This window comes from Streptomyces sp. NPDC026575, assembly GCF_055567415.1.
This window is the reverse complement of sequence record NZ_JBVHQM010000005.1, coordinates 35,638-47,800: the sequence shown is the minus strand read 5'-3', so window position 1 is coordinate 47,800 and position 12,163 is coordinate 35,638. Positions and strand designations below refer to the sequence as shown.

Annotated in this window: 13 protein-coding genes and 1 pseudogene; 8 read left to right on the top strand and 6 right to left on the bottom strand. The window is 71.2% G+C overall.

What is annotated here, in order from left to right:
- Positions 1-145 precede the first annotated feature (145 nt).
- The 3 genes from ACZ4NB_RS08155 to ACZ4NB_RS08145 all read right to left on the bottom strand — a co-directional run bounded on the left by ACZ4NB_RS08155 (position 146) and on the right by ACZ4NB_RS08145 (position 2,995).
- Positions 146-589, bottom strand: coding sequence for a hypothetical protein (locus tag ACZ4NB_RS08155; protein WP_467659273.1), 444 nt, complete (start codon positions 587-589; stop codon positions 146-148).
- A gap of 232 nt (positions 590-821) precedes the next feature.
- Positions 822-2,465: a multicopper oxidase family protein gene (locus tag ACZ4NB_RS08150; protein WP_467659271.1), complete on the bottom strand. Its 1,644-nt coding sequence runs from the start codon at positions 2,463-2,465 to the stop codon at positions 822-824.
- Positions 2,466-2,554: 89 nt separating this feature from the next.
- Positions 2,555-2,995, bottom strand: a complete 441-nt coding sequence (locus ACZ4NB_RS08145; protein WP_467659269.1) for a DUF6153 family protein — start codon at positions 2,993-2,995, stop codon at positions 2,555-2,557.
- A gap of 136 nt (positions 2,996-3,131) precedes the next feature.
- On the opposite strand from ACZ4NB_RS08145, the gene ACZ4NB_RS08140 reads away from it, so the two are divergent.
- The 4 genes from ACZ4NB_RS08140 to ACZ4NB_RS08125 all read left to right on the top strand — a co-directional run bounded on the left by ACZ4NB_RS08140 (position 3,132) and on the right by ACZ4NB_RS08125 (position 6,171).
- Positions 3,132-3,575 (top strand): RrF2 family transcriptional regulator, encoded by a 444-nt coding sequence (locus tag ACZ4NB_RS08140; RefSeq protein WP_467659267.1) that lies wholly within the window; start codon positions 3,132-3,134, stop codon positions 3,573-3,575.
- A 93-nt stretch (positions 3,576-3,668) separates the two neighbouring features.
- Positions 3,669-4,880, top strand: coding sequence for a globin domain-containing protein (locus tag ACZ4NB_RS08135; RefSeq protein WP_467659266.1), 1,212 nt, complete (start codon positions 3,669-3,671; stop codon positions 4,878-4,880).
- Positions 4,881-4,989: 109 nt separating this feature from the next.
- A complete protein-coding gene (locus tag ACZ4NB_RS08130) occupies positions 4,990-5,664 on the top strand; it encodes an alpha/beta fold hydrolase (RefSeq protein ID WP_467659265.1) in 675 nt (224 codons plus the stop codon).
- Positions 5,665-5,760: 96 nt separating this feature from the next.
- On the top strand, positions 5,761-6,171 hold the full coding sequence (locus ACZ4NB_RS08125) for a VOC family protein (protein ID WP_467659263.1): 411 nt from the start codon (positions 5,761-5,763) through the stop codon (positions 6,169-6,171).
- A gap of 190 nt (positions 6,172-6,361) precedes the next feature.
- Here ACZ4NB_RS08125 and ACZ4NB_RS08120 read toward each other — a convergent pair whose 3' ends face one another.
- The 3 genes from ACZ4NB_RS08120 to ACZ4NB_RS08110 all read right to left on the bottom strand — a co-directional run bounded on the left by ACZ4NB_RS08120 (position 6,362) and on the right by ACZ4NB_RS08110 (position 8,967).
- Positions 6,362-6,934 (bottom strand): dihydrofolate reductase family protein, encoded by a 573-nt coding sequence (locus tag ACZ4NB_RS08120; RefSeq protein WP_467659262.1) that lies wholly within the window; start codon positions 6,932-6,934, stop codon positions 6,362-6,364.
- Between the two features lie 382 nt (positions 6,935-7,316).
- Positions 7,317-7,910, bottom strand: coding sequence for a dihydrofolate reductase family protein (locus tag ACZ4NB_RS08115; protein WP_467659261.1), 594 nt, complete (start codon positions 7,908-7,910; stop codon positions 7,317-7,319).
- A gap of 184 nt (positions 7,911-8,094) precedes the next feature.
- Positions 8,095-8,967 carry an LLM class flavin-dependent oxidoreductase gene (locus ACZ4NB_RS08110; RefSeq protein WP_467659259.1) on the bottom strand — a complete coding sequence of 291 codons (873 nt, stop codon included), beginning with the start codon at positions 8,965-8,967 and terminating at the stop codon, positions 8,095-8,097.
- 263 nt (positions 8,968-9,230) lie between these two features.
- Between ACZ4NB_RS08110 and ACZ4NB_RS08105 the strand changes: the two genes are divergently transcribed.
- The 4 genes and pseudogenes from ACZ4NB_RS08105 to ACZ4NB_RS08090 all read left to right on the top strand — a co-directional run bounded on the left by ACZ4NB_RS08105 (position 9,231) and on the right by ACZ4NB_RS08090 (position 12,119).
- Positions 9,231-9,371 carry a lasso RiPP family leader peptide-containing protein gene (locus ACZ4NB_RS08105; protein ID WP_467659257.1) on the top strand — a complete coding sequence of 47 codons (141 nt, stop codon included), beginning with the start codon at positions 9,231-9,233 and terminating at the stop codon, positions 9,369-9,371.
- Between the two features lie 222 nt (positions 9,372-9,593).
- Positions 9,594-11,456, top strand: a complete 1,863-nt coding sequence (locus ACZ4NB_RS08100; protein WP_467659809.1) for an asparagine synthase-related protein — start codon at positions 9,594-9,596, stop codon at positions 11,454-11,456.
- Between the two features lie 28 nt (positions 11,457-11,484).
- Positions 11,485-11,670: pseudogene (locus tag ACZ4NB_RS08095) on the top strand (lasso peptide biosynthesis PqqD family chaperone); the annotation flags it as partial.
- 23 nt (positions 11,671-11,693) lie between these two features.
- Positions 11,694-12,119, top strand: a complete 426-nt coding sequence (locus tag ACZ4NB_RS08090) for a lasso peptide biosynthesis B2 protein (RefSeq protein WP_467659255.1) — start codon at positions 11,694-11,696, stop codon at positions 12,117-12,119.
- Positions 12,120-12,163 lie beyond the last annotated feature (44 nt).

The following is a 12,163-nucleotide window of genomic DNA, read 5'->3' as shown; positions in this document are numbered from 1 at the left end:
CACGCAGTCGGCTGCGTGGACAGGGAGTTCGGCGGACACTCTCCACAGCCGGACCGGACCGGACCGGACCGGACGTCGACGACGTCACGGTCCAACGCTGCAAGCCCCCTGACCGGCTACGGGACCGGAGCCATCCGCGCCTGGCTCAGTCTCCGGACCAACCCCAGAAGTAGATCTCCTGTGGCGTCCCGTGGTCGTCGTGCAGTACCGCGCAACGGCCGTACCCGCGCTCGCGAGCGAGGTCTTGGATCGCCGGCACGTGTGCGCGGGTCAGCCGTTCGGTGCCGGTGGACCTCCGGGCCTCCTCGACGGTCACCGGTTGTACCGCACAGATCTCGGGCTCCTCGTCTTCGCCCTGAACGTGGAAGACGTCGAGAATCGAGTGGGTGCCGGAGTGCTGTGTCCACTCGTCGGCCCACAGTTCGTCCAGGGTCGAAGGCCGCGGGCGGCGCTCCTCCTCGGGAAGCCAGTCGCCGCCGCGCACCCAGTAGTAGTCGCCGGCGAGGAACACCTCGTGCCGCAGCTTCTCCAGCGCGGCATCGAGATCCTCCTGGTACGGCGCGTAGTAGTCCCAGGCCGAAGCGCCCATCGTGCCCCCTCCGAGTCAGCTGCCAGCGCGGCAGCTACGTCACACGCACGTTAGCGGTGGCCTCTGACAGTCCGGAAAGGCGCCATCGACGAGACGAGGTCAGGATCTCGCTACCCCGCCCTGCCCCATCGTCCTGCGCCGGCCGCTCCGGCACGTCCAGGCCGCGGGGCTGCAGATGCACCGCCCCGCCGAGGCGTAGCGCGCCTCGGCGGGGCCGGGCCGGGTGCGTTGACTACTTGCGGTAGCCGAGAACCGTCATCATCCCGGATTCGGCGTGGTAGACGTTATGGCAGTGGATCATCCACAGCCCGGGGTTGTCGGCGTCGAAGTCGACGTCGAGGGTCTGTCCGGGCAGGACGATCGCGGTGTCCTTGCGCGGGCCGCCGTCACCCAGCGCGAAGGTGTGCCCGTGCAGATGCATGGGGTGCCACATCTGCGTGCCGTTGACGAACGACAGCCGTACGCGTTCGCCGGCACGGACCGGGTACCGCTGCGTGGGGTCGTACTTCTTGCCGTTGAGGGCCCAGTCGTACCTGGCCATGGAGCCGGTGAGCCTGAGCCTGACGGTGCGGTCGGGCCTGCCGGACTTCAGGCGGACCGAGTCGTCGGCCTTCAACTGCCCGGCCCGCAGCAGCTTTCCGTCCAGCTCCTTGGGGCGTGCGGACGGCTTGGGTGCGGCGCCGCCACCTGTCCGCAGAATCGCCCGCGCCGACCGCTTCTTGCCCTCGGCCAGGGCCGTCAGCGGGAAGGCGCCGTCCTTGGCGGTGACCAGCACGTCGTAGCGCTCGCCCATGCCCAGCAGCAGGGCGTCGGTCTCCGCGTGCTCGACGGGGAAGCCGTCGGTGTGGGTGACGGTCATCCGGTGGCCGCCGAGGGCCACGCGGAAGGCCGAGTCGCCGCCGGCGTTGATGAAGCGGATGCGGATACGGTCGCCGGGCTCGGCGCGGAAGGTCTGGGGATCGTCGGCCGTGCGGCCGTTGACCAGGTAGTACGGGTAGGCGACATCCCCGGCGTCGCCGCCGAGCAGGTCACTGGTGGCGCCCATCATCATCCGGGAGGGCCCGGCGGGACCGGAGTGCTCGGGCGAGGGGGACTCCTTCGCGGTCCTCTTGGCGGTCGTCTTGTTGGTCATCGACATCTGGGACATGCCATGGCCGCCGTGGTCCATACCGCCGGAGCCGCCCATGTCCATACCGTCGTGGTCCATACCGCCCATGCCCCTGCTCAGCTCGGCGAGGACCGTGTCGGGCGTGCTGCCGTCCACACCGTCGACCCAGTCGTCGAGGACGACCACCCACTCCTTGTCGTACGACAGGGGCTCCTTCGGGTCCTCGACGATCAGTGGCGCGTACAGCCCGCGGTCCTGCTGGACGCCGGAGTGCGGATGGAGCCAGTACGTGCCGGGGTGGGCGGCGGCGAAGCGGTACTCGAAGGACGCGCCGGCCTTGACCGGCTGCTGGGTGAGGCCGGGCACGCCGTCCATGTCGTTGCGCAGCGCCAGCCCGTGCCAGTGGAGGGAGGTGGGCTGCGGCAGGTGGTTGGCGAGGGTGAGGGCGAGGGTGTCGCCCGCGGTGACGCGGACCTCCTTGCCGGGCAGCGCGTCGCCATAGGCCCAGGAGCGCACCGTTCGGCCGCCGAGGTCGAGGCGGGTCGGGGTGGCGGTGAGCCTGACCTTGCGGACGGGACCGGGGCGCCGCTTCGCCTCCGCGGCGGCGACCTCCCTGCCGTCGGGCGAGACATAGCCCGCGGGTCCGGCCGGGGGCTTGTCGCCGTGGCCGGAGTGGTCCATTCCGGAACCCGAGCAGGCGGCGAGCAGTCCGCCGCCGGCGACGGCGATTCCGGTGCCGAGCACGGCGCGGCGGGTGGGTGTGCGCATGAGAGAGTGCACCTCGTCTTCGGTGGTGATGCGTAAGGGAGTTGGCACGATCCGCCGCTCCCGGGTGGGGGAACGGCAGGCGTGTGCTCCTAGATGCGCAACACCGACAACTGGGCGAGGAGCGTTCTGCGGCGGGGCGGCGGAATCGGCCGCAGGGCGTGCGGCAGTCGCGCCAGCGCGGTGGCCGGTACGTCCGCCGGCCCGCGGACGAAGGCCCCGCCGAGCAGCAGGATGAGGAACCCCGCGCCGAGCACGGCCAGGCAGACGGACATCGGGTCCGTCCCGCCGAGGGGGACCGGGTGATGAGCGCCGGGATCCGGCCGATGGGCTTGTTCCGCGTCGATTGCGGGCGCGGCGGCGTGATGGTGCGCGGGCGCGGCCGCGGTCATGACGGTGGTGTCGGACGCCTGGGGCATGCGGTGGTCGCCGAGGTGACCGAGGCTGTGCATGGTGACGATGCCGAAGAGCAGCGTGCTGAAGAGGAGCAGTCGACCGCACCAGGCGGTGAACCTCCGCTGCTGCCCGGACAACCGCGCACCTCCCACTTCCCACGCTCTCGATCGACGGTTCCGATGGTACCCATGGGGGGTATCGACCGTGGGCTGGGGGGGGGCGGATACCCACCCTGAATGCGAACCTCATATGCGTATTTGCTACCGTCGTGGCGTGCGGTTGACGAAGTTCACTGATCTGGCACTCCGCGGCGTGATGCGCCTGGCCGTCGCGGAGTCGGGCGCCCCGTTGACCACCCGCGAGGTGGCCGAGGCGATGGACGTGCCGTACACCCACATGGCGAAGGCGATCAGCCGGCTCCAGCATCTCGGCGTGGTCGAGGCCCGGCGGGGCCGCGGCGGCGGATTGGAGCTGACCGGTCTGGGGCACCAGGCGTCGGTGGGCTGGCTGGTGCGCGAGCTGGAGGGCGAGGACGAGGTCGTCGCCTGTGAGGGCGATCCTCCGTGCCCGCTGCGCGCGGCCTGCCGGCTCCGGCGGGCGCTGGCCGACGCTCAGGAGGCGTTCTACGCCACGCTCGACCCGCTGACGGTGTCCGAGGTGGTGGCGTCGCCCACCGGTCCGGTGCTGATCGGCCTCACCGGCCGGCGCCCCGACTGACCGATTCCTCGTGCCCTGCCCCGGGCCGCTCTCGGGGTGGTCTGTCTTACGCAAAAATTGGTAGATCAAATATGAGTTTAGAGGAGATGGGTTGTGCTCTCCGAGCAGTCCGCACCCGTCATCAAGGCAACCCTGCCGGTCGTCGGCGCCGCCATCGAGGAGATCACCGGACGCTTCTACCGGAAGCTGTTCGACGCCCGTCCGGAGCTGCTGCGCGACCTCTTCAACCGCGGCAATCAGGCCAACGGTGCGCAGCGGCAGGCCCTGGCGGGCTCCATCGCGGCCTTCGCCGGCATGCTGCTGGAGCACCCCGACACCCGCCCCGACGCGATGCTCGCCCGGATCGCGCACAAGCACGCCTCGCTCGGCGTCACCTCGGACCAGTACGAGATCGTCAACGAACATCTCCTCGCCGCGGTCGCCGACGTCCTCGGGGAAGCCGTCACCCCGCAGGTCGCGGCCGCCTGGGACGAGGTCTACTGGCTGATGGTCAACGCACTGACAGCTGTCGAGGCCCGCCTCTACGAGCGGCACGGCACCCCTGAGGGCGGGACGTGGCAGCCCATGACCGTCGTCGCGCGGCACGAGGAGGCCCCGCACACGCTCGCGCTCACCCTGCGCCCGGCCGACGGCTCCCCGGCCCGCGCCTTCCGCCCCGGCCAGTACGTCAGCGTGCAGGTCGAACTCCCCGACGGCGCACGGCAGATCCGCCAGTACAGCCTGTCCGCCGCTCCCGGAGCCCCGGAGTGGCGGATCACCGTCAAGCACGTCCGCGAAGGGGCCGGACCGGCCGGTGAGGTGTCCTCCTGGCTTCACGACCGGGCCCGCGTCGGCGAGGTGCTCTCCGTCTCCGCCCCGTTCGGCGATCTGACACTGCCGGACGGCGACGGTCCGCTGCTGCTGGCCTCCGCCGGCATCGGCGGCACCCCCATGCTCGCCATGCTCCACCACCTGGCCGATACCGGGTCGTCCCGACGGGTCGTCGTCGTCCACGCCGACCGCTCTCCGGCCGACCACGCGCACCGTGACGAACTGCGCCGCCTGGTGGGCGCGCTGCCGCACGCCTCGCTGCACCTCTGGTACGAGGAAGGGGGCCGGCACGCCTCCGCATCCGCGCCGGTGGCGGTCTCCGCGGGCCGTGCCGACATCGGCGGGCTGCCCCTGCCCGAGGGCGTCACCGCTTTCCTCTGCGGCCCCCTGCCGTTCATGCGCACCCTGCGTGGCGACCTGCTCGGCCGCGGCGTCCCGCCCCAGGCGATCCATTACGAGGTGTTCGGCCCCGACCTCTGGCTGGCGGAGCAGTAGGGCCTGGCCGTGGGAACCGTGCCTATGGGCGAACGGGAAGAGAGGCCGATGATCCTCGGCCGTTCCCGACGCCCTGAATGCTCTGCGAGCGAAGCGAAGGGTGCGAAGGGTGAGCGTTTTCGTCTTGATTCCCGGGGCCGGGGGAGCGGCCTGGTACTGGCATCGTGTGGTGCCCGAGCTGCGGGCCAGGGGGCACGAGGCGGTGGCTGTCGATCTGCCCGGCGCCGACGAGTCCGCGGGGCTGCCCGAGTACACCGACGCGGTGGTTGCCGCGGTCGGCGACCATGACGACGTGGTGTTGGTGGCCCAATCGATGGGCGGCTTCACCGCCCCGATGGTCTGCGCCCGCGTGCCGGTCCGTCTGCTGGTGCTGGTCAACGCGATGATCCCGCTACCGGGCGAGACGCCAGGACAGTGGTGGGGCGACACCGGAGCCCCGGCGGCCCGCGTCGCGGCAGCCGAAGCGGGCGGGTACACGGCGGAGTTCGACCTGGCGACCTACTTCCTGCACGATGTGCCGGCCGAGATCGCCGAGGCCGGCGCTGAGCATGAGCGGCCGGAGGCGGATGTGGCGTTCGGTCAGCCCTGCGACATCGAAAGATGGCCGGACGTGGCCACCCGCGTGCTCGCCGCGGCCGAGGACCCGTTCTTCCCGCCGGAGTTCCAGCGCAGAGTGGCCCGCGACCGCCTCGGGATCGACGCCGACGAGGTCCCCGGCGGCCACCTGGTTGCGCTGTCGCGCCCGGTCGACCTGGCCGACCGGCTGATCGAGTGTCTGCCCTGAGCGGTGAGGTACGAAAGCGCCCGTCAGATCGACCGCCTTCGCCTGTGGTGCACGTAGGCTGCCCGCGCTGACCATTCGTCACAAAAGGAGAGTTTTGTGGCCTCTCGTCTCAATCCGTACATCAGCTTCGCCGGGGTGGCGAAGGAAGCCATGGAGTTCTACAAGGAGGTCCTCGGCGGCAACCTGGCCGTCCACACCTACGGCGACTTCGGCTCCGAGACCCCGCCGGGATACGCGGACAAGGTCATGCACGGCACGCTCGAAACCCCCAGCGGATTCACACTGATGGGCGCCGACAATCCTCCGGGGATGGAACACAGACCCGGAAACAACATCTCGATGAGCCTGAGCGGCGACGACGCGGACGAGCTGCGCGGCTACTGGGGCAAGCTGTCCGACGGCGGCGCCGTGTCCGTACCCCTGGAAAAGCAGATGTGGGGCGATGTGTTTGGTATGTGCACGGACAAGTTCGGTATCACGTGGATGGTCAACATCAGCGAGCAGTAGCCGTGATCCGGACGTCGGCGCGTCGGCGGTTCCACAGGGGTCCGCCGACCGGCCGACATCCGCTCCGGCGCCGAGGGGGTCCTCGGCCGGAGGTTCGTCGCTTGGTGTGGGTCCTCCAGGTCCCGGGGCCCCGCCCGTGGCGTGGGCCTACCTGGCGAGGGGACGCGGTGGGGCGGGGGCAGGAGTCCCGTCAGTGGATGACGTCGAAGACGTTCTTCTGCAGGCCGTTGGCGTAGACCTCGTGCTCGACCAGCTTCAGCTTCTGGGTGTCCTTGTCCGTGGCGCTGAACAGGCGCTTTCCCGCGCCGAGCAGGAGCGGGAAGACGAGGAGGTGGTAGCGGTCGATCAGGCCGGCGTCCGAGAGGCCCTGGTTCAGGGTGGCGCTGCCGTGGACGATGATCGGGCCGCCCTCGGTCCCCTTCAGTGCGGCGACCTCGTCGAGCGAGCGCAGGATGGTGGTCGGGCCCCAGTCCGACACCAGGTCGTCCTCGGTGAGGCTGCTGGAGACGACGTACTTCGGCATGACCTTGTAGTCGGCGAACTCCTCCATGGCCGGCCACACCTGGCTGAACGCCTGGTAGCTGACCCGGCCCAGCAGCATCGCCGTGGCTTCCTTCTGCTCCCGGCCCTTGATGTCGAACGCTTCGGGCAGGAACTCGACGTCCTTGAAGGTCCAGCCGGAGTTCCGGTAACCGGGTTCGCCGCCCGGGGCCTCCACGACGCCGTCGAGCGAGATGAAGGCGGTGCTGATCAGGGTGCGCATCTTGAGGTCCTCGGTGTCTCGTGTCTGGTTGCGAGAAGGTTCAGCCGGTGCACGCCTCGATCGCACTCGCTGCTGCAGTGCACCCACCGTGGTCTTCGACTGCCGACCACGGAGAGACTCATCGGTCGTTCCCACCCCGAAAAGCGTCGGGCGGTCGGCGACCCCTTGCGTGCGGTGTCCACATGCGGAGGGTGTGGTGAGCCGAGCCCCCGAGTGATCACGCAGGAGTCTAGGCGACCTAAGTGGATGCTGTCCACATTGGAGTCGGCGGCCGTGATGCAGCGGAGAACCGCAAGTCGAGGCGCGGTACCGGCCCTCTGCGCGGCCTCCACCCCACCCGGGCTCTCTAGGGCCTGTCCGATGGGTCGGGGTCGGAAAGGCCCTAGGCGTCTCGGGCGGGCTGGTAAGTGAGGAAGACGAGGTCGTCGCCAAGGGTGCGGGTGCTGGTGAGGCGCAGGGGTTTCCTGTCGCTGATGTCGCCGAAGAGGTGCTTGCCGGCCCCGAGCACGACCGGAAACACGGTGAGCCGCAGCTCGTCGACGAGGTCGTGCTCCATCAGCAACTGCACGAGTTGGATGCTTGCGTAGACGACGATGTCGCCGTCCAGCTCCTGCTTCAGCTGCGAGACTTCGTCCACCACGTCGCCCTTGAGCACCCGGCCCTTCGCCGGCGTCGCACTGCTCCACACGGGCTCTTGGAGGGTGGAGGACACCACGTACTTGGGCATGCTGTTCAATCTGTCGGCCCACTCGCCGGTACGGGAGAGCCAGCGGGTGGCGAACCACGCGTCGCTCCGCCGGCCGAGCAGCAGGGCCGTGGCGCCCAGGGCCTCGTAGAGTTCGAGCTTGGCCCACGCTTCGCGGTCCTTGTCGCCCATTTGGAGGAACCAGCCGCCGCGGCTGAAGCCCTCCTCGCCGGTGGGGTCCTGGACGACACCGTCGAGCGAGACGTTCTCGCTGATGATGATCTTTCCCAACGTGCTCTCCTTGGCCGGCGTGGTCAGCTACCACTGAGGTAGATACCGCGGCGTCCCCAGGAGACCGCCGGTCCGGTGATCGAGTAGCTCGTCAGGCGCAACTGACGGTGGCGGTGCGCTCTCCTCCCGCCCGCGCTCTCCTCCCGCCCGCGCGGTCCGTATCGGCGCACCCTCGCCCGGCTGCTCAGACGACCGGTGGCCCCGCTTCGATGCGGCGCAATACCGGGGGCAGGCGGTCCAGGTCGGGGCCCTTCTGGAGCTGTCGCTCGTCCCACCAGGTGGCGCCGGCGTCGTGCAGCGGACCGATCACGTCCCTGGCCTTGGCCGCTTCCAGGGGAGTGGCACCGCCGAGCACGAACTCGAAGGGGTGCCCGGCCCGCTCGGCCTCGTCCGTACGGTGCTTGCGCACATAGTCGACCAGCTCCCGTACGTCTGCCGCATCCGGCACATGACCGTGCCGGGCCGTCTCGAAGAGCGGCACCGCGCCGTCCCACCGCGCTGCCCGCCGCATGGGCGGACGACTCGGCCAGAACCCGCCGATCCACACCGGCGGACCGGGCCGCTGCACGGTGGCGGGCAGCAGCGTCACATCCCGGGCCTCGTAGTGCCGTCCGTGGTGGTTCACCGGCTCGCCGGACCAGAACCGCCTCAACAGCTCCAGTCCCTCGTCCAGCCGCTCGGCGAGGACGCGCGGCTCGGCGGTGTCGCCGAAGCTGCGGTATTCGTCCTCGATCGGACCGCCCAGTCCCGCGCCGAAGATCGCCCGGCCGCCGCTGAGGTGGTCCAACGTGGCTACTTGGCGGGCGAGTTGCTGCGGACGGTAACGGGGGACCGGCGTCAGCAGGGTGCCCAGCCGGATCCGGGAGGTCGCCAGCGCGGCCGCGGTCAGCAGCATCCAGGGGTCGCCGAAGGGGCGCCCCTGGTGTTGCCGGTGCAGTACGTGGTCCCAGACGAAGAGCCCGTCCCAGCCGGCCTGTTCGGCGGCCACGGCCACGGTCGCGACGTTACGGGGGTCGGCGAAGTCACCAAAGTTGGGAACGTTGATGGAGAAGCGCATCACAGCAGGATGCGCAACCGGCCGGGACGGGGCAATGGGGCGTTGAGCCAGGCGCCTGCCGACGGCTCGGCGCAGCGTCATTTCACCGGCATTTCATTCGCCGTGGCCAGGGTTGACGGGTCAGTCGCTGAGACAGCGCGACCGGAGGCAGGTCTGTCAGGGAGAAAAGGGTGGACGGATTCGAGAACTCTCAGCCTGGCCGAGGAGACCTTTTGCCGGTCGCGGCCGGATCGTCCGCCCGTGTTGATCTGGAGGTGCTCACCATGAACGAGACACAGAACATCGAGACCGCTGACGTGTACGAGACCCCGCTGCTGACCGAGGTCGGCGACTTCGCCGACCTCACCCAGGGCAACACGGGGCTGTACCCCGAGGCGGGCGCCACCTGGTACGTCTGGTCGTGACCCGGTGTGCGGGTGCCGTTGCGTGACCGCCATGTGGCGCGGGCCGGCACCCGCACGTTCCGGTAGGGGCCTCGCGGGAGAGCCCCCAGCGGGGGGAATCCAGGGCCCGGCGGACCGGGCCGGAGCCCGTTCGCCGTTGCGGCGACCCGCCGGCCCAGGTCGGGGGTGCCAGGTAGTGGGCCGGTTGGCGCGAGGCGTTGAGGGGGCTGCTGAGTGAGTGACATGGTGGCGGGCTGGTTCGTGGCGTTCCCGGATCGGGACGCGGGGGCGCGAGGTGCGGCACGTTTGCGGGGGAGGGCCGTCGACGTGGTGTGTCATCCGTCGGGCCGGCCGTGGCTGATGGGGTCCTGGCAGCCGGAGCGGATGGTGCTGGCTTCGGAGGGCGGCCGGATGCTGGCGGTCGTGGGCACCTCGTCGACGACGCCTGCGGATCTGACGGCCCGTCTGAAGAGGGTCCGTACGGTCGCGGACGTCGAATCCGCGCTGCACGGGGTGCACGGCGGTTTCCATGTGGCCGCGTCCGTGGACGGCCACCTGTACGTGCGCGGGAGCGCCTTCGGGGCCCGGCGCCTGTACCGGGTGGCGGTCGAGGGAGTGACGGTGTGTGCGGACCGGGCCCGTACGCTGGCCCACCTCGCCGGCGCCGACCTTGATCCGGCCCGGGTCGCCGCCCGTCTTGCCGCGCCCTGCCTGCCGCACCCGTTGGCCGACGCCGGGATGTGGGCCGGGGTGGAGTCCGTCGAGCCCGGCCACGCGCTCCGCATCGCTCCTGACGGACGGACGAGCACCCTCGCCTGGTGGCGGCCACCGCCCGCGCACCTGCCCATGGCGGAGGCCGCGGGCCTGTTGCGTGAAGCGCTGCAAGCCGCCGTGGCGCTGCGTGTGCGTCCGGGCCGGGTGCTGGCCGCGGATCTGTCCGGCGGTATGGATTCCACTTCGCTGTGCTTCCTGGCCGCCGAGGCCGGCGCCCATCTGGTCACCTCGACCCAGCACTGGAACAGGCCCGGCAACCAGGACCACCACTACGCCCGTTTCGCCGCCGAGCACCTGCCCCACGTCGAACCCCTGGTCTTCGCCTCCGCCGAGCTGCCCGTGTGCTTCACCGGTCTCGACGAACGCCGCGAGCCCCTGGAGGAGCCCTCGGGGCTCCTGCGCGACCGGGCACGGCAGAGCCACACGGCCGACGCGCTGCGCGCCCGGGGAGCCGAACTGCGCCTGTCGGGACACGGAGGCGACCACGCCATCGTGCCCCCCGACGCCTACCTGCACGCCCTGTGGCGCCGCAGCCCGCTCACCGCGCTGCGGGTGACGAACGGATTCAAGGCCCGCGGCCGTTGGAGCCTGCCGGCCGCCGCGCGGACGCTGCTGGGCACCGGCTCCTACCCGGCTTGGCTGGCCGGCGCCGCCGCACGCCTGCGCGAGGGCGCCGGTACGCACCAGGGCCCCGCCCCGTGGGGGCCCCGGCCGGCCCTGCCGCCCTGGGCGAGCGACCAAGCCGTGGACCTGGTGGCCACGGCCCTGCGGGGCGCAGCCGAGCGCACCGAACCGCTGGATCCCGACGCCGGCCGGCACGCCTGGCTCCTCCAGATGCGTGAGGCCGCTCGCGGCGCCGCCCTCCTCCATGAGGCGTCCACCACTCACGGACTGCCGACGGACAGCCCCTTCTGCGACGACGCCGTCCTGACCGCCTGCCTGACCGCCCGCCCCCACGAAGCGGGCCACCCCTGGGCCTACAAACCCCTGCTGGCCGCCGCGATGAACGGCCTCGTGCCGGCACACATCCTGGAGCGCACCACCAAGGACCACTGCGGCCCCGACTGGTACCTCGGCCTGCGCACCCACCGCCGCCACCTGTCCGACCTCGCCGACAGCTCACACCTGGTCACCGCCGGCCTCGCCGACCGGGAACTCCTGCGCCGCGCCCTGATCAGCCCCGACCTGAACATCGGCGGCGCCCCGGAACTGGAGAACACGCTGGGCACCGAGGTATGGCTGCGCGACCTCGCCGCCCACCCCGACCCCGCCCACCTCGTCCCCCGCCACCACCCACACGAGGAGTACCCCGTTGACACGGCTGCGCACTGACGTCGCCTGCTGCCCCACCGACGAAGGCATGGTCCTGCTGGACGAACGCGACGGCCGCTACTGGCAACTCAACGCCACCGGCGCGACCGTCCTCCAGGCCCTCCTCGACGGTGCGAGCCCTCAGCAGATCGCCGACCGGCTCACCGCCACCCGCCCCGTCCCCCGCGATCGCGCCGCGGCCGACGTCGCCGCCCTGCTCGACCGTCTCATCCGCTGCGGACTGGTGGTCGACGCCCCGTGGGCCAGATCCTCGACACCGACCACAACCGGCCCCCGCTCGGCCGCCGAGCCGCCGCCCGCACCGCCGTCGTCGGCGCACGGCTACTGGCCCACCTGCCGCCCAGGCGGCTACAGGCCGTCCTGCGGGCCGCGCGCCATGGAGCGCGGCCCGCCGACCACGCCACGGCCCTGCGGGCCCGGCAGGATGTCACGGCCGTCAGCGTTCTGTGCTCCGGGCACTACTGCCTCCAACGCTCCCTCGCCACGGCCCTGTTGTGCCGCCTCGGCGGCACCTGGCCCACCTGGTCCACCGGAGTGCGCACCCCGCCCTTCGCCGCCCACGCCTGGGTCGAAGCCGAGGGTCGCCGCGTCGGCGAACCCGACGACGCCGCCACCTACCGCACTCTGCTCACCATCCCCCCGCTCAACGACCGCCGCCCGTAGCGCGAGGACTGCCACGCGGGGTGCGGTTCGACCGGCCGCAGCGC

Coding starts and splice junctions, on each gene's coding strand:
- ACZ4NB_RS08155 (WP_467659273.1), bottom strand. CDS start 589: ATGGGCGCTTCGGCCTGGGACTACTACGCGCCGTACCAGGAGGATCTC.
- ACZ4NB_RS08150 (WP_467659271.1), bottom strand. CDS start 2,465: ATGCGCACACCCACCCGCCGCGCCGTGCTCGGCACCGGAATCGCCGTC.
- ACZ4NB_RS08120 (WP_467659262.1), bottom strand. CDS start 6,934: ATGCGCACCCTGATCAGCACCGCCTTCATCTCGCTCGACGGCGTCGTG.
- ACZ4NB_RS08110 (WP_467659259.1), bottom strand. CDS start 8,967: ATGCGCTTCTCCATCAACGTTCCCAACTTTGGTGACTTCGCCGACCCC.
- ACZ4NB_RS08105 (WP_467659257.1), top strand. CDS start 9,231: ATGAACGAGACACAGAACATCGAGACCGCTGACGTGTACGAGACCCCG.
- ACZ4NB_RS08100 (WP_467659809.1), top strand. CDS start 9,594: ATGGTGGCGGGCTGGTTCGTGGCGTTCCCGGATCGGGACGCGGGGGCG.